The organism is uncultured Intestinimonas sp., from assembly GCF_944387245.1.
Lineage (GTDB): Bacteria > Bacillota > Clostridia > Oscillospirales > Oscillospiraceae > Intestinimonas.
Genome location: NZ_CALXEE010000054.1, coordinates 1 through 15,362, shown reverse-complemented (window position 1 = coordinate 15,362; position 15,362 = coordinate 1). Strand labels below are relative to the sequence as shown.

Here is a 15,362-nt window from a genome sequence, read left to right as displayed (position 1 = left end):
ACCATCTCCTATACTCCCGGCACCAACCCCATCCAGGACGAGGCCGGCAATCAGGCTGATTCTCTGAGCGGAGAGTCGGTCACCAACAATACGCCCTCTGCTTCCACTGCACTGACCTCTTTGGCCGTCACCGTCACCGCCGATGAGAATTACAGCGCGACCATCGCGGTGTCCGGCAATACCGGCAGCGTGAAGTACGCCGTGGTAACGGACGATCCCTCCGCAATTGTGACCGGGTGGACCACAAACACCACTGCCGAGGACGCCCTGGCCGAGCTTGGCGCGGAGAGCTGGCAGGATTCCGCCCCCACCCTGGGCTTCGCTGACAATGATCAATATGTCATCGCCGTCGAAGTCGCTGAAAGGAAGCTGGTCGCCGCCGGTTCCTGCCTGATTTCCGGCATTGAATCCCCCTACACCTTTGATGATAGCTCTATCACCGAAGCGGTCGAGGGCGGCGCCGGTGTCTCTCAGACCATCAGCTTTGCAGGCAGCGGCGTTGCATTCACAGGCAATGAGTACGTCGTCGTCCAGATCACCACCGGCAGCGGCGAGGACATCCAGAACACCATGGTCATGATGGTGGTCCAGACCGGAACCGAGAGTGTAACCATCTCCTACGACAGCGACGCCACCGGTGTGACCGTGTGGCTCGCCAGCGATATGCCGAATCTGATCAGCGCCGACGGCACAGGCGTCACCAGCTATGACACCTGCACGGTAAAGTAAGGGAGGCCTCACAATGAAGAAACGCATTGCTTCCCTCGCGCTGGCCGCCGCCATGTCCGTCTCCTTCTCCGTCCCGGCTCTGGCAGCCGGCACGGACCCCATTGGCTTTTACGCCAATGGGGTGGTGGAGGTGGAGATCAGTGGGCTGACGCCCGGCAGGGAGTTCAACATGATCTCCGTGGTGGACACCACACCGGAGCCGGACAAGGCCCTCGGTCTGGGCAGCGGCACCGTTGACGAAGCCGGCGTACTGAGCACCACCATTCCCACCGGGCGGATCGACGCATCCAACCTGGGCAGCTGCTATGTGTATGTTTACAGCAACAGCAACGGCTCCGTGGTGGCCAGCGGGCCCCTCGCCATGGCCAGCTATGAGATCACCCTCTCGCTGGACGGAGGCACACTGCCGGAGGGGACGGACAACCCCATTTCCTGTGCGCTCGGTGATTCCGTCCCACTCCCCACTCCCAGCAAGGAGGGGTTTACCTTCCTGGGCTGGTATGACGGCGACGCACCGGTGACCTCTCCTTATCAGCCCGCGGCGGATGTCACCCTCACCGCGAAATGGGAGGCTGAGGCCGCCAGCGTCGCGGTCACCGGCGTGACTCTGGACCGGACCGCCCTGGAGATGACGGTGGGCGGGACCGCCGCCCTCGCCGCCACGGTCGCCCCCGCCGACGCCACCAACAAGGCTGTGTCCTGGACCAGCAGCGCCCCCGGGGTCGCCTCCGTGTCCCAGGACGGCACGGTGACCGCCCTCTCTCAGGGCACCGCCACCATCACCGTGACCACCGCGGACGGCGGCTTCACCGCCAGCTGTGACGTGACTGTCGCCGAGGCCGAGACCCCCGCCGCCGAGTACACCATCACCTTTGATCCCAACGGCGGAACCCTCTCCGGTTCCGGCACCGCAACCACCGTGGACGGCCGTCTGGCCGCTCTCCCCACCGCCACCCGCTCCGGCTACTCCCTGCTGGGCTGGTTCACATCGGCCAGCGGCGGTGAGGCCGTGACCACCTCCTACGTATTCACGGGCAATCGCACAGTCTATGCCCACTGGTCCTACAACGGCGGCACCTCCTCCGGCGGCGGCTCTTCCGTCAGCGGCGGCGGGGGCGGCAGCTCCTCCGCCGTCAGCCACGCCGTCTCGGTGGGGCAGTATGACGGCGGTACCCTCTCCGTCAGTCCCGAGCTTGCCGAGCGCGGCGACACCGTCACCATCACGGCGCAGCCGGATGCCGGCTACAAGCTGGCGCGGCTGGACATCACAGACAGTGCGGGGAACAAACTCCGCGTGGAGCGCCTGAGCGAGACCCAGTTCACCTTCCAGATGCCAGGCGTGCGGGTGACGGTGGAGGCCTCCTTTACGGAAGTGACCACTGAGACGGATGAGGAACCCACACCCACGCCCTCCGGGAGCACCTTCCTGGATGTGCCCGCTACGGCGTGGTACTACGACGCGGTGGCGTATGTGGCCGGCCGCGGCCTGATGGACGGGACGGGAGAGAATCTCTTCCAGCCCGACATTGACATGACCCGCGCCATGCTCGTCACCATTCTGTACCGCCTGGAGAACCAGCCCGCTGTCGGCTCCTCCGACTTTACCGACGTGCCCGCCGGCCAGTGGTATACTGCGCCGGCAGCGTGGGCGGCGGCCAGCGGCATTGTGGACGGCTACGGCGACGGTCGGTTTGGCCCCAACGACGCCGTCACCCGTGAGCAGATGGCCGCCATCCTGTACCGCTACGCGCAGTCCAAGAGGTACCCCGTCTCTGCCGCCGGCAGCCTGGAGCGCTACACCGACGCCGGCCAGGTGAGCGGCTGGGCGCAGGACGCCATGCTCTGGGCCAATGTCAACGGCCTCATCACCGGCAACACCGCCACCACCATCAACCCGCTGGGCTACGCCAGCCGGGCCGAGGTGGCCACCATCCTCATGCGTTTTCTGGAGAACATGGGGATCTGACGGAAGGTACATCTGAACCTCAAGCGCGCTAAAACAAGGCCGTAAAAAAGATAGGCCGGGCAGTCCGAAACGGGTTGCCCAGCCTATCTTCTTTTCTTTCCGCCTTTTCTGTGACCGGAACCCAGCGCAGGACCAGTGTATCGGATGGAGGCGCCGGGGTCAACCGGCACCCCTATCAGGCGCCCGCTCCCGCACCGCAATGCGGGAGCGCCTCGGCCCTGCATTCCTAACCGTCCACGCCGGAATCCCGGACCAGGGCGTCCAGCCGCTCCCTGGTCTCCGCGCTCTCCCGCTCCGCCCCGTCAGACATGGCGTTCAGCCGGTCCAGTACCGCCGTGATCCGTCCCCGGGTCTCCTCCACCGCCGCCTGGGACTGGTTGATGCGGTCCATTACCCCCCAGTCCACAAAAAGTCCGTCAAAGAAATAGTCGGCAAAGCGGAGGAAGCCATCGATGCTGACCTGCAGATCGGCATCAATGGTCACGTCGGCCAACTCCGTTTTGAACCGCCGCAGCTCCACCTGGAGCCGCTCCACCGCCGCCTGGGCGCTGTCCAGATGGCTGTGCTTGGCCAGGTCGGCCACCAGCCCCCCGCCCAGCAGGTCCCAGGTGGCCCAGCCGTGGGCGCTGTCCAGGCTGTGCAGGATCTGATCCGCTGTCACCAATGCGCCCCGCCCGGCGGAGCTGGCCTCGTCCAGCTCCTTCCGCTGACTCCGGAGATCGGCCAGCCGCTCCTCCAATTCCAGTATGGCCCCGGCCGTCTCACCACCGGCGTTCTTAAGCTCCTCTTGCTTTTTCCGCAGCACCTGGGCGTAACGCTGCTCACAGCCCTCCAGACGCCGGTACTCGGTCTCCTTCCGCTCCAGGTCCTCCTCCACCGCCGAGAGCTCCCGGACCGCCGCGTCGTACTTTACCCGGGCGGCGTAGGCCTCCTGCCGCTCCTGGGTCAGCTTCTCGTCCATCTTGCCAATGACGCCGTAGAAAAAGGCGGCCAGGCTGTGCCCCTCCAGCCGGTCCACGTCGGCTTGCTCCTCCAGCTTGACCTTCTCCAGTTCGCTGACCCGTGCAGTCAACTCCTGTTGCTGCCCACGCAGGTCCTTCAGCATAGCGTCCAGCTGGCGCTTCCGCTCCATCTGCTCCCGGAGCGCCCGGAGCTCCTCATCGTAAACAGACATACCGTGTCCTCCCTTTCTATTCTCTTTCCAGCTCGTTCAGAAAGACCTCCAGCACCGACTCCACGCTGGCACAGCGACGAGAAAACCGCGCCGTCAGCAGGGGCGAGGCCTGCTCCATGATGTAGGGTCGGCCCACCAGCGACAGCATGGGCAGGTCGTTGTCGTTGTTCCCGAAGGCCATGACCTCACTGAGGTCCACCCCCAGGGCGGCGCACAACCTTTTCAGGCCGGTGCCCTTATCGGCCAGGGTGAAGTCCAGCCACTTCTCCCCCGCCACAGCGGGATGGAAGTCTTCCCATCCCGGCGACAGGACGGGCGCCATGGCCGCCGCCCCGTCCCGGCAGTAGGCCGAGACCTTGACCATGTCCTCCGGCACCTCTTCGGGGGTTTTCAGGATGGTCACGTTGTTGCCCACGAAGTAGCGCATGTGGTCCACGATGTCCTCCTGCTTGGGGCAGAGATAGCTGGTGTTGGCCCCGGAGATCAGCACCTCACAGGTTGGCTGGGCCAGAATGGCCCCGCACAGTGCCAGGGCCCTGGATCGCTCCATCACGGTCTTGCTGAGGACCGCCCCCGGCGACCCTGCCCCCCACACCACGGCGCCGTTTTCGCACAGATAGCTCAGCTCATCGGCCACCGGTGCAAAGAGCCGCCGGAGGCTGCTGTATTGCCGGCCGCTGGCCGGGCAGAAGAGGATGCCCCGCTCCCCCAGGCGGCGGATCTGGTCAAAGAGCGCCGGGTCGATGGATCTGGCTCCGTTCCGGAGCAGGGTGCCGTCGATGTCGCTGGCAACGAGACGGATCATGTGGTCTTCTCCTTTCCGCACTCACCGGCAGGTGTCCTGGTACTCCGACGGCGACATGCCCACCACCTTTTTAAAGGTAGCGGAAAAATAGGTGATATCCTTGTAGCCCACCTGCTCGGCCACCTCATAGATCTTACGGCGGCAGTCCCGCAGCAGTTCCATGGACTTGTGGATACGGTAGCGGGTAAGATAATTGAGAAGGGTATAATCTGTCTCCTTCTTGAAGAGGTGGCTCAGGTGCCCCTCGCTGATGCCCAGGGACTGGGCGATGGTCCCCACCGTTATGCTGGGGTCGTTGTAGTGGTCGCCGATGTAGGACATGGCCTCCATCACATATTTGCTCTTGTCCCCCTTCTTGAGTCCAGCCATGGGAGAGATCTGCGTTTGAGCGTTCTCCCGGGGCGCAGTGGCCAGCCGGCGGCGGAGGTGGGTCACCGCCTCCTCCAGCTCCCCGTCGTGAAAGGGTTTTAACAAAAAGTCCACCGCCCCCAGGCGCAGGGCGCTCTGGGCGTAGGAAAAGCTATCGTAGGCGGTGAGGATAATGACATAGGCGTTGTTGCCCATCTCCCGCAGCCGCCGGAGCATCTCGATGCCGTCCATCCGAGGCATCTTCAAATCGGTGATGATGAGGGTGGGGTGATAGCGCTCCACCGCCTCCAGGGCCTCCTCCCCGTTGGAGGCCTCCCCCACAACCACGCAGTCTAGGGCGGCCCAGTCCACGGCCAGGACGATGCCCTTGCGGATGAGCTCCTCGTCCTCCACCACCAATACCTTCAGCATATCAGTTCCTCCTCCCAACGCAGGGGCAGCACCGCTGTGATACAGGCACCGGTCCCGCCGGAAACATTGCTCAGATAGAGGCCGCAGCCCTCCCCATAGTGCTTGCGCAGGATGGTGTCCACGTTGTAGAGACCCAGGTGGCCCCGGGAGAGCTCCCGGTCCCGGCGGGCGTAGGGCCCTTCCAGCTCCGGGGGCAGGCCCCGTCCGTTGTCCTGGACGGAGAGGAAGAGCCGCTCCCCCTCCGCCCGGGCCTGCACCAGAATGGCCCCCTGCTCCACCCCGTCCAGGCCGTGGAGAATGGCGTTCTCCACGATGGGCTGGAGGACCATCTTGGGCACCAGGCAGTCCTCCAGCTCCGGCGGCACCTCCACGGAGAACTCGAAGCCCCCGGAGATACGGATGCGCTGGATCTCTACATAGCTGTGCAGCATCTCCAGCTCCCGCCACAGGGGGACGAACTCGTCCGGCGAGACGCAGAAGCGCAGGATGTCCGCCAGGTTGGTGGACATATTGGCCACCTGGGGCACCTTGTTGATTTTGCTGATCCACTTCATGGTGTCCAGGGTGTTGCACAGGAAATGGGGGTTGAGCTGGGCCTGGAGCATGCGGATCTGGGCCTCGTTGAGCTCCTTCTGGTTCTCCACCAGCTGCTCCTGATTGGCCTTGAGGGCCACCAGCATCTCATTGAACCGCTGGGCCAGCTGGCCCAGCTCGTCGTCGTGCTCGTGGGGCACATAGACGTCCAGATCGTTGCGGGCCACCGCCTCGATGGCGCCGTGGAGACGCTGGATGGGGCGGAACATCTGCTTGCTCAGGGTGAGGCTCATGAGGATGGAGATGGCCACACAGATGAGGGCGCTGGAGAGGCTCACAGTGTACAAAAGGCCCATGGTGTCCCGGTTGAAGACCTGGGGCTGCCGCAGTACCAGGTACAGCCCCGTCCCCTCATGGCCGGACACCGTATAGGTAAACTCGGCGTCGCCGCTGTTCAGGGGCTCCCCCTTCAGGAGACGCTGGCGCAGGGTGGAGGCCAGACTGTCCGTCAGGGAGGGCTGAGAACAGTAGATAGGCCGCCAGTAGGCGCTCAGGATCAGCAGGTCGTTGCGGGCACCGATGATGTCCTCCAACAGACGGTCCAGGTCGGGCCGGCAGAGTCCCACCAGCAGATAGCCGATCCGTTCTCCCCCATCTCCGGTCAGCGGAACCCCCCCCTGGAGCAGGGGGGCATCCGCCGCAGCAGCTTCCTCCGGCGGGAAAAAGCGCAGTGTACCCTCCGCCGCCGCCCGCAGCACGCCCCAGTTGGTGGGCAAGTCCTGCCCGGCGGAGTCGCTGCGGGTGGAGCAGAGCCATCTGCCCTGGCTGTCGTAGAGATCGAAGCGGGCGTCATTGCGGCTCTCCTGGGTGGCGTCCAACAAACGGCCGTAGACCACCATCCCTTCCTCTTCCGCCCCCAGCATAGCCGCCGTCAGCACGTCGTCCCGTTGGATAGATTGGGCCGCCTGAAGAAACCGCTGGCAGGACTCGTCCAGGAGCAGCCCCACCCGGTCCAGATGCTCCTCGGCCTCTTTTTGAGCATCCCCGGTCATGCGGAGCCGGAAAATCTGGAGCAGCATGGCTGAACAGATGAGGAGGGGGATCAGGGAAACCACCAAGAAGGAAGCAAAAAGGCGGTAGCGGAAGGAGGAAGAAAGAAACTTCTTCATGTCTCCTCCTCCCCATCCAGGTAAAAGGCCCAGGTCATGAGCACCGCGTCGTGGTTCTGACTTGCCCAGGGGATGTCATAGTCCACCAGAGTCAGCTCCTCCAGGGCCGGGAGCTGAGACAGGCACGCCACGTCTCCCCGCACCGAGCGGCGGTACTGTCCCGCCATCATCTCTTGCACATCATAGCTGACGGTGAAGTCTAGAAACCGTTTGGCGTTGTCCCCGTGGGGCGCCTCCTTCACCAGTGCGCTTCCGTCGGGCACCAAGCTGGTCCCCTCCTTGGGATAGACCAGGCTGATGCTATCCCCCGCCTCCTGGCGCTTGAGGGCGGTCTCCTCCAGGGTGACCCCCACCCAGAAGCTGCCATTGTTCACCGCGGTAAGCACATCCCCGGAACCGGAGAGCTCATTGCCCTCCAGGCTGTATGCAAATTCCCGGATCGTGGCCTCTGTGTCCTCTCCCAGGGCGCAGGCCATGGTCACCAGGCTGGTGAAGCTGGAGCCGGACACCGCCGGGTCGGCAAAGGCCACCCGGCCACGCAGACTGTCGTCCAGCAGATCAGACCAGCCCGTCACTCTGCCTTGGGGCAACAGTTTGGTATTATAAATGAGCACCACAGGCAGAGAGGAAAAAGGAGTCCACAGGCCATCCTCAGCCCGGTACTGCGCTTGGATGTTCTCCCACTCTGAACACTGATAGGGCTCGAAGCAGTCGGCATAGACCGCCAGGCTGTCCACGCCGCCGCCGAACATCACATCGGCAGCCGGATGCTCCGACTCCCCGTCGATGCGCTCCAGCAGCTCGTTGGTGCCGCCGGTCACCACGTCCACCCAGATGCCGGTACGCTCCTCGAACTCCCGGACGATGGGCTGCCACACCTCCTCCTTGTGGGAGGTGTAGATCACCAGCCGCTGCTCCTCCGACGGCGCCAGGGCGGTCTCCTGCACCTCCCCTCTCCAGTCGGCGCAGCCGGTGAGCAGCAGGACCGCCGCCAATATGCCAAGGCACCCTCTCTTCTCCATGCTATCCTCCCCAGATCGCGTTGGGATTTTTACCAATTATAGCACACATCTTCCGACCTTTTCATCCAATGAGCACAAAATCTCAGAGGAAAACAAAAAAGCGCAGATTTGTCCCCTGTTTTTTCCCCCTCCGGTCCGTTACAATAAAATCACCAGGAATCTCCCGATGGAGTGATTCCATTTCATTCAAAATGACGAAGGAGGAATTTTCAATGAAACGCGCTCTTGCACTGCTCCTGGCCGCTTCCCTCTCCCTGTCCCTGGCCGCCTGCGGCGGCGGTGGCGGCGGAGGTACCGCCAGCACCGGCACCCCTGACTCCGCCGCGCCCCAGGACAGCAGCGCCCCGGCGGGTGAGCTCTCCGCCACCCAGCAGATCATCCAGGAGGCCGAGGGCATGACCCTGGAGGAGCTGGCCCAGAAGGCCATCGAGGAGTCCAACGGCAAGACCTTCTACGGCGTGGGCAACTCCAGCCGCGGCGGCACCGCCCTTCCCCTCTTCATCGAGTACCTCCAGACCATCGACCCCAATTATACCATGGAGTATGAGTGGCAGCAGCCCAAGAACAACAAGATCTTCGATCAGCTCACCGCCGACTCCCTGAAGGACACCGGCACTTACGCCATGACCCTCATCCAGGACGGCAACCAGATCGAATCCAAGATGGTCCAGACCGGTATCCTGGACACCTTCATCCCCAAGGACTGGGCCGACGCCAACGGCACCACCGCCGCCGACTACACCGGCTACCTCCCCCTCCAGACCCTGAACAAGGTCTTCATGTACAACAACACCGGCTCCAAGACCTATGACAACTGCTGGGACTTCGTGGCCGAGGGCGAGCACGGCCTCTTCATGGACATCGACTCCGAGATCGTGGGCAAGAACTTCCTCTACATGCTCACCGAGGACACCTACGCCACTTGGCTCAAGGAGGCCTTTGACGCCCTGAGCGCCGACGAGCAGGCCTACTTCCAGCCCACCATCGACGAAATGGCCTCCGAGGCCGAGAGCCTGGGCCTGGGCGAGAACGGCAAGTACGCCCTGGCCTGGATCAAGCTCTGGGTGGGCAGCTACAACGCCCAGACCGATGACGGCCCCATCTGCAACATCCTGGTGGACCAGTCCGCCACCGACCAGTTCGGTCTGCTGGTGTACTCCAAGCTCCGCAGCGTGGAGGAGTCCGCCTCCGTCTCCAAGAACAACATCACCGTGGCGGCCTACAACGACGGCTACACCGGCATCGGCGGCTTCGGCTACTGTCACTACCTCTTCGTCACCGACAACAGCCCCCTGCCCTGGACCGCCTGCGCCTTCATCGCCTACATGACCTGCACCGCCGACGGCTTCTCCGCCTGGGGCAAGGACATCGGCGGCTACTCCTCCAACCCCAATGTGGCCGCTGAAAACGAGGAGATCTTCCACCACGAGACCGGCGGTATGTCCGAGGACGGCTCCACCGTGGAGTTCGCCGCCCTCAACGACCACGGCTACGACTGGTGGACCACCGACGGCAAGCTGGTGCTGGAGGACCCCGAGTACTGCGCCTCCGTCTCCTTCACCGTGGGCAGCTGGATCGAAATGCTGGATAAGTACAGCGCCGGCTGAATCTGAGGCGGCCATTCGGGCGCCCCTGACCGGTCCTGAGTGACATCAGAACAAAGCGCCCTTGGAACTGTGCGGGACCGCCTGGTTCCAAGGGCGCTCCCTTATCCCGGAAAAAGGAGAGATTTCATGGATCAGACAACGACGCTCCGGGCCGGCAGCTCGGCCGTCCACAGGAACAAAATAAAGACCTTTTTCTCAAAGCCCCACAACGTGATCCTCCTCCTCATGGGCATCGTACTGACGGTGACCACCGTGGCCCCCATCGTGGCCATCGTGGAGGACACCTTCAAGATCCACCCCGGCACCATCGACGCCTACCTCACCGGACAGGCCTCCGGCTACACCCTGGTCAACTACATCGACCTCTTCACCAGCAACCTGGCCAAAACCAACCTGTGGCTCCCCCTGTGGAACACCATCCTCCTGGCCGTGGGCACCTGCGTGGTCTCCATCCTCTACGGCGGACTCTTCGCCTTCCTGGTCACCCGCACCAACCTGGCCTGGCGAAAATACCTCAGCTCCATCTTCATCTTCCCCTACATCATGCCTCAGTGGACTCTGGCAGTGGTGTGGCAGCACATGTTCAATTCTAACGCCGTCACCGGCACCTCCAACGGCCTGCTGGCCGCCACCCTGGGCATCGAGATGCCCGCCTGGTGGTGCCTGGGCCTTTTCCCCAGCGTGGTGGTGCTGGGTCTCCACTACGCCCCCTTCGCCTATATCCTCATCGGCGGCATCTTCCGCAACATGGACGCCAACCTGGAGGAGGCGGCCACCATTCTGGACACTCCCAAGTGGAAGATCATGTTCCGGGTCACCCTCCCCATGGTCAAGCCCGCCATTCTCTCCACTATCCTGCTGGTCTTCGGCAGCTCCATGGGCTCCTACCCTGTGCCCCACTATCTGAACCTGACCACTCTGGCCACGAAATACGTGTCCATGAACTCCAAATACACCGGTGAGGCCAGCATCCTAGCCATCATCATGATGGTTTTCGGCGTGGCCATCATGCTCCTCAACCAGATGAGCCTGCGCAGCCGGAAGAACTATACCACCGTCACCGGCAAGTCCGGCCAGATCTCCAAGATCAACCTGGGCCGGGCGGGCAAGTACATCATCGCCCTGGTGCTGGTGGTCCTCACCTTCTTCACCAGCATCTTCCCTATCGTCTCCTTTGCCTTCGAGACCTTCCTCCCCAACCCCGGCGACTACTCCTTCCTCTACACCGGTGACACCGACAACCTGACCACCAAGTGGTGGGTCACGGACGAGAACATCACCGAAAACGGCATGTACGGCCAGAAGGGCATCCTCCACAACGACACCATCTGGCGGGCCTTCAAGGGCACCATCTGGGTCAGCGTGTGCTGCTCCCTGCTGGCGGGTACCATCGGCACCATGATCGGCTACGCCGTGTCCAAGGCCAGGCGAAGTAAATGGGCAAACTACGTCAACGCCGTGGCCTTCCTCCCCTACCTGATGCCCTCCATCGCCGTGGGCGTGGCCTTCTTCATATTGTTCTCCAACGAGTACATGAACCTCTTCAACACCTACACCCTACTCATCATCGTGGGCACCATCAAGTACATCCCCTTTGCCAGCCGCAGCTCCCTCAACTCCATGCTCCAGCTCTCCGGCGAGATCGAGGAATCGGCCATGATCCAGAACATCCCCTGGATCAAACGCATGACCCACATCATCATCCCCATCCAGAAGTCCTCCATCATCAGCGGCTACCTGCTGCCCTTCATGACCTGCCTGCGTGAGCTCTCACTGTTCATGCTGCTGTGCACCCAGGGCTTCATTCTGGCCACCACCCTGGACTATTTTGACGAGATGGGACTGTACGCCTTCTCCAGCGGCATCAACCTCATTTTGATCGTGACCATCCTGGTGTGCAACACCATCGTCAACAAGGTCACCGGCGCCAGTCTGGACAAGGGAATAGGAGGTTAACACCATGCCTGAGATCAAACTAGAACACGTGACCAAGCGCTGGGGAAAATTCTACGCCGTGGACGACCTGAGCATGGTCATCGCCGACAACGCCTTCGTCACCCTGCTGGGCCCCTCCGGCTGCGGTAAGACCACCACCCTGCGGATGATCGCCGGCCTAGAGACCCCCACCAGCGGACGCATCACCATCGGCGACCAGGTGGTCTTTGACAGTGAAAATGGTATCAACGTCCCCGCCAACAAGCGGAAGGTGGGCTTCCTCTTCCAGAACTACGCCCTGTGGCCTAACATGACGGTCTATGACAACATCTCCTTCGGCCTGAGCAATATCAAGGAGGCCATGCCCAAGGTGGACTTCGAGGCCAAGAACGCTGCCCGCCTGGCCGAGATCCTCCGGCGGCCCGAGGAGGTGGTGAAGGTCCTGGAGGAGTGCCGGGACAAGAACGGCAAGCTGGAGGAGAACAAGGCCTGCATCAAGCTCATCGACACCTTCACCATCTCCATGTTCACCGCCAAGAAGCTCTTCGGCTACCACCTGGAGTCGGGCAAGGACATGGCAAGCGAGATCATCGCCCTCCAGTCCAAGGTGGAATCTGCCCGGAAGGCACAGAACCTTGACGACCAGTTCCAGGTGGTCCAGAACGGCCAGGTGGTCACCGAGGTCCGCAAGCTCACCAAGGAGGAGATTGACCTCACCGTCCGCCGGGTCTCCCGCATCGTGAAGATCGGCATGTTCATGGACCGCTACCCCGCCGAGCTCTCCGGCGGCCAGCAGCAGCGTGTGGCCATCGCCCGCACCCTGGCTCCCGAGCCCTCCGTCCTCTTCATGGACGAGCCCCTCTCCAACCTGGACGCCAAGCTGCGCCTGGAGATGCGCTACGAGCTCCAGCGCCTCCACGTGGAGACCGGCTCCACCTTCGTCTACGTCACCCACGACCAGATGGAGGCCATGACCCTGGCCACCCAGATCTGTCTCATCGACAACGGTGTCCTCCAGCAGTACGACGCCCCCCTCACCGTCTACCACCAGCCCGCCAACCTCTTCGTGGCCGACTTCGTGGGCAATCCCTCCATCAACTTCGTGGAGGCCAGGGGGACCCAGGCTGCCGACGGCGCCATCGACCTCACCCTCTTCAAGGGCCGGAAAGCCCGCTTCATCCCCGCCGCCCCCCTGGATCTGCCCGGCTGGTTCGCCAAGCGTGATCAGGAGGCTGCCCGGCGGGAGGAGCTCCACAAACAGAAGGCCGCCGACAAGTCCTATGTAGAGAAGGGCAACAAGGATGAGACCTTCCGCTACCACATCGCCAAGGTGGTGGAGGACGACTTCTCCATCCAGGAGGAGCCGGTGCTCACCGACGAGGACCTGGTGCTGGGTATCCGACCTGAGTTCATTGACATCACCGACGCCGGCGCCCTGGACGGCGAGATCTACGGCGCCATGCCCACCGGCATGGAGTCCACCATCAAGGTCCGCATCGACGACTTCCTCCTCACCGGGGTGGTCTTCGGCAGCACCCTCTTCACCATCGGCTCCAAAATCAAGGTGGACATCTCCGGGGACAACATCATGCTCTTCGACCGCAAAAGCGGCAAGTGCATCGCCCTGGGCAGCCTGTCTTTCATCTGAGGAAAAATGGATTCATCTCTGCAAAAAGCCGTGGGAACGCGTTAAATGGACGCGTTCCCACGGCTTTTTGCTACCCTGAGTTTGGTTCCTTCGAGCCTTGCTTTAACAGGATTTCCAGCAGGGCGGACAACACCTTTTGTACCTGCGGCCGATACTCCTCTTTTACCATGCCAAGCTGTGCGGCAAGTCTTGTTTCAAAGGCTTCCGTCTGCCGTTCCCCAAAAATCAGGTAGTCCGCACTGATGCCAAAAAGGGAGCACAGCTTTTCAATCATCTCCAGCGATGCCCCGGACAGGCCTCTTTCAATGGCGCTTAAATGGTTTGGCGTGATATCCAGAAGCTCTGAAAGCGCCTCCTGCGTATATCCGGCGGCTTCTCTGGCCGCATGGATGTTAAGACCCACCCGAACGTTGATCGGCTTTTTGCTTCTCATGAAATCACCACCGCGTCACTAGTTTATCTAATGACAATCACATGTTCCACGTTCAAAAATCGTTATTAAAACTAATGACAAATATTTGACTTACAAGTGAGATGGGATTATAATTACCTAAGCTTCAAAGGATGCAGCCTGAACCGCAGGCAACAAGCAATCCTTTTATTCCAACGCATAGGAACAGCAGAGAGAGGAGACATAAGATGAAACGTTGCCCAAATTGTTTCAAAGACAACCCGAATGATTGCAAATTTTGCGGCGCATGCGGCACTTCCCTGGAAGGGGTGCCCGAAATCCAGGACAGCTTTTCCCAATTTGCCTGTCGTATGGGTTCCGCGCTGGGCAAGCAGGTCGAGCGAGCCAGCGTCGCAATTGCCGCTGGCGCTGAAAAGGCCGGTGCGGCTGTGAAGGCGGCTCAGGAGTGTACCCAGGGAACATCCGGGCCCTCCGCTCCATCGGCCAGCTTTGTTCCTCTGGATCAGCCGATTCTCCATCAGGAAGCCGGCGTGCCCGGCGGAGGTTGGGAAAAATCCATGAACCCCAATGACGCCGCAAGCGTCCAAATCACAAGCTATCCATTTTTCCAGCAGGAGGACGAGAAAACCATTGCCGTCCTCGGCGAACAGGCCGCCGCCGCCGACCTGGAGGGGACCTACCGCATGCCTTATGCGGTCCTGACACAGAAGCGGCTGTACTGTAAAAACGAGGCCGGCAATTTCGTGGTGGAATCTTCCGACCTTTTATCGGTCAAAGACGGAAGACGCTATCTTCAGAAATGGAGCTTCGTGCTCGCTATGATCATGCCCACGTGGTACAGTCTCCTTCGTGTGAGCCTGGTCTTCGCGTATCTCAAGTTCTCCCCCTCTAACGCTTTTTGGAATATCATCCCCATTGCCTGCTGCGCATGTACATACTTCTTTCACGTTCGGAAAGATGCCGTGAAAACGATGGTTGCCATGATCGCCACAATCTTTTCTTTCCTTTTGATCCATTAACTAGGAGGAGCCGTAAACCAATGGAGCTATTTTCTTTATTCCTGTTTACCCTGCTGCTTGCCCTTCCCTATCTGATCACCACATGGAAGTTCATTTGGGCGCCGAAAAACCTCTCTATTATCACCACAGGGGGGACCTTCTTTTTCCAGCCCGATCAATACCCGTCTCAGGAATTATTTGACTTTGAACGGAAAATCATTCCGCTCTGTCGGGATTCTAAGAAAAACAGCGCCCATCTTTCTCAATATGCTTTCATGGGCGCCGGGATGGGACAGCCGCGCGCAAACCGCAAGGTCATCATTTTGGTGGTGTGCCTGCTGCTGGTCGCGGCCGTGGCCATCGGCGTTGTGATCTACTTCCAAAACTACTGTCACGAGCTGGGCTGCGGGAGGCCTATCTATCGGGATGGTCTGTGTGAATATCATTACGCTGAAAACTTTGCCCATGACATTTATAATGGACTTGAGGATTTCTTCGGGAACTGATTTTATGATCCGGGATGAATTTCTCGCCTCTCGCCGGTATTTCGCCGTCTCCGGCTCTTTTCTATTCCGCTGCTGCC

13 protein-coding genes are annotated in these 15,362 nt (G+C 61.4%); 7 read left to right on the top strand and 6 right to left on the bottom strand.

Going from position 1 to position 15,362, the window contains the following annotated elements; all coding sequences use genetic code 11:
* The coding region (locus tag Q0K15_RS07955; protein ID WP_294514997.1) for a hypothetical protein at positions 1-729 on the top strand (729 nt) is incomplete at its 5' end.
* Between the two features lie 13 nt (positions 730-742).
* Positions 743-2,695, top strand: a complete 1,953-nt coding sequence (locus Q0K15_RS07950; protein ID WP_294514995.1) for an S-layer homology domain-containing protein — start codon at positions 743-745, stop codon at positions 2,693-2,695.
* 226 nt (positions 2,696-2,921) lie between these two features.
* Here Q0K15_RS07950 and Q0K15_RS07945 read toward each other — a convergent pair whose 3' ends face one another.
* The 5 genes from Q0K15_RS07945 to Q0K15_RS07925 are packed head-to-tail and all read right to left on the bottom strand — an operon-like array spanning position 2,922 to position 8,179.
* Positions 2,922-3,869: a hypothetical protein gene (locus Q0K15_RS07945; RefSeq protein ID WP_294514993.1), complete on the bottom strand. Its 948-nt coding sequence runs from the start codon at positions 3,867-3,869 to the stop codon at positions 2,922-2,924.
* 16 nt (positions 3,870-3,885) lie between these two features.
* Positions 3,886-4,674 (bottom strand): HAD family hydrolase, encoded by a 789-nt coding sequence (locus Q0K15_RS07940; protein ID WP_294514991.1) that lies wholly within the window; start codon positions 4,672-4,674, stop codon positions 3,886-3,888.
* A gap of 21 nt (positions 4,675-4,695) precedes the next feature.
* Positions 4,696-5,454 (bottom strand): response regulator, encoded by a 759-nt coding sequence (locus tag Q0K15_RS07935; RefSeq protein WP_294514989.1) that lies wholly within the window; start codon positions 5,452-5,454, stop codon positions 4,696-4,698.
* Positions 5,448-7,157 (bottom strand): histidine kinase, encoded by a 1,710-nt coding sequence (locus Q0K15_RS07930; RefSeq protein ID WP_294514987.1) that lies wholly within the window; start codon positions 7,155-7,157, stop codon positions 5,448-5,450. Before Q0K15_RS07930 ends, Q0K15_RS07935 begins: the two co-directional genes overlap by 7 nt.
* Positions 7,154-8,179, bottom strand: a complete 1,026-nt coding sequence (locus tag Q0K15_RS07925; RefSeq protein ID WP_294514985.1) for an ABC transporter substrate-binding protein — start codon at positions 8,177-8,179, stop codon at positions 7,154-7,156. Before Q0K15_RS07925 ends, Q0K15_RS07930 begins: the two co-directional genes overlap by 4 nt.
* A gap of 212 nt (positions 8,180-8,391) precedes the next feature.
* On the opposite strand from Q0K15_RS07925, the gene Q0K15_RS07920 reads away from it, so the two are divergent.
* The 3 genes from Q0K15_RS07920 (at position 8,392) to Q0K15_RS07910 (ending at position 13,369) form a co-directional block, all read left to right on the top strand.
* A complete protein-coding gene (locus Q0K15_RS07920; RefSeq protein WP_294514983.1) occupies positions 8,392-9,786 on the top strand; it encodes a hypothetical protein in 1,395 nt (464 codons plus the stop codon).
* A gap of 126 nt (positions 9,787-9,912) precedes the next feature.
* Positions 9,913-11,742, top strand: coding sequence for an iron ABC transporter permease (locus Q0K15_RS07915; RefSeq protein ID WP_294514981.1), 1,830 nt, complete (start codon positions 9,913-9,915; stop codon positions 11,740-11,742).
* Between the two features lie 4 nt (positions 11,743-11,746).
* Positions 11,747-13,369, top strand: coding sequence for an ATP-binding cassette domain-containing protein (locus Q0K15_RS07910; protein WP_294514979.1), 1,623 nt, complete (start codon positions 11,747-11,749; stop codon positions 13,367-13,369).
* Between the two features lie 70 nt (positions 13,370-13,439).
* On the opposite strand, the gene Q0K15_RS07905 is transcribed toward Q0K15_RS07910, so the two are convergent.
* Positions 13,440-13,802 (bottom strand): helix-turn-helix transcriptional regulator, encoded by a 363-nt coding sequence (locus Q0K15_RS07905; RefSeq protein ID WP_294514977.1) that lies wholly within the window; start codon positions 13,800-13,802, stop codon positions 13,440-13,442.
* A gap of 206 nt (positions 13,803-14,008) precedes the next feature.
* On the opposite strand from Q0K15_RS07905, the gene Q0K15_RS07900 reads away from it, so the two are divergent.
* Together Q0K15_RS07900 and Q0K15_RS07895 are read left to right on the top strand one after the other, a co-directional pair.
* Positions 14,009-14,800: a zinc ribbon domain-containing protein gene (locus Q0K15_RS07900; RefSeq protein ID WP_294514975.1), complete on the top strand. Its 792-nt coding sequence runs from the start codon at positions 14,009-14,011 to the stop codon at positions 14,798-14,800.
* Between the two features lie 20 nt (positions 14,801-14,820).
* The gene (locus Q0K15_RS07895; protein WP_294514973.1) at positions 14,821-15,285 is read left to right on the top strand and encodes a hypothetical protein; all 465 of its coding nucleotides are present in this window, start codon (positions 14,821-14,823) and stop codon (positions 15,283-15,285) included.
* Positions 15,286-15,362 lie beyond the last annotated feature (77 nt).

What these genes read in the sequence shown, in the direction of transcription:
- Q0K15_RS07945 (WP_294514993.1), bottom strand. Translation starts at nt 3,869, where the DNA reads ATGTCTGTTTACGATGAGGAGCTCCGGGCGCTCCGGGAGCAGATGGAG.
- Q0K15_RS07915 (WP_294514981.1), top strand. Translation starts at nt 9,913, where the DNA reads ATGGATCAGACAACGACGCTCCGGGCCGGCAGCTCGGCCGTCCACAGG.
- Q0K15_RS07900 (WP_294514975.1), top strand. Translation starts at nt 14,009, where the DNA reads ATGAAACGTTGCCCAAATTGTTTCAAAGACAACCCGAATGATTGCAAA.
- Q0K15_RS07935 (WP_294514989.1), bottom strand. Translation starts at nt 5,454, where the DNA reads ATGCTGAAGGTATTGGTGGTGGAGGACGAGGAGCTCATCCGCAAGGGC.
- Q0K15_RS07950 (WP_294514995.1), top strand. Translation starts at nt 743, where the DNA reads ATGAAGAAACGCATTGCTTCCCTCGCGCTGGCCGCCGCCATGTCCGTC.
- Q0K15_RS07925 (WP_294514985.1), bottom strand. Translation starts at nt 8,179, where the DNA reads ATGGAGAAGAGAGGGTGCCTTGGCATATTGGCGGCGGTCCTGCTGCTC.
- Q0K15_RS07905 (WP_294514977.1), bottom strand. Translation starts at nt 13,802, where the DNA reads ATGAGAAGCAAAAAGCCGATCAACGTTCGGGTGGGTCTTAACATCCAT.
- Q0K15_RS07910 (WP_294514979.1), top strand. Translation starts at nt 11,747, where the DNA reads ATGCCTGAGATCAAACTAGAACACGTGACCAAGCGCTGGGGAAAATTC.
- Q0K15_RS07920 (WP_294514983.1), top strand. Translation starts at nt 8,392, where the DNA reads ATGAAACGCGCTCTTGCACTGCTCCTGGCCGCTTCCCTCTCCCTGTCC.
- Q0K15_RS07940 (WP_294514991.1), bottom strand. Translation starts at nt 4,674, where the DNA reads ATGATCCGTCTCGTTGCCAGCGACATCGACGGCACCCTGCTCCGGAAC.
- Q0K15_RS07930 (WP_294514987.1), bottom strand. Translation starts at nt 7,157, where the DNA reads ATGAAGAAGTTTCTTTCTTCCTCCTTCCGCTACCGCCTTTTTGCTTCC.
- Q0K15_RS07895 (WP_294514973.1), top strand. Translation starts at nt 14,821, where the DNA reads ATGGAGCTATTTTCTTTATTCCTGTTTACCCTGCTGCTTGCCCTTCCC.